Below are 310 nucleotides of genomic sequence, written 5' to 3'. Positions count from 1 at the left end.
CAAATGGACAAGCTGACCTCGGACTACAACAAGAGCAACAAGGATCAGTTCAGTACCGAGCTGTACTACAAGGAAACCCAGGCCCTGCGCTCCGCTCTCGACCAGCGCCTGGCAATGCAAAACAAGTACTACGAGGACGAAGATCAAGCAAGGGGTGACTGGTCGCTGGGGGCGTCGTCAGCTTTCCAGAACTACCTGGATCAGGCCAAAGATGTTGCAGGACAGGCTAAATCAGCCTTCACGTCGCTCTATGACGGGCTGACGGACGCGGCAGTAGATTGGGCGTTCGGTGCAGACCAGAGCTTTGGCG

1 protein-coding gene is annotated in these 310 nt (G+C 56.1%); it reads left to right on the top strand.

All coding sequences use genetic code 11. From position 1 onward, the window contains the following. The coding region (locus tag KMS84_RS42765) for a phage tail tape measure C-terminal domain-containing protein (protein ID WP_256921522.1) at positions 1 to 310 on the top strand (310 nt) is incomplete at both ends.

Origin of the sequence: Streptomyces hilarionis, assembly GCF_024539675.1 — a bacterium.
Lineage (GTDB): Bacteria > Actinomycetota > Actinomycetes > Streptomycetales > Streptomycetaceae > Streptomyces > Streptomyces hilarionis.
Note: the sequence above shows the minus strand (reverse complement) of the source record. Positions and strands in the feature narration are given on the sequence as shown.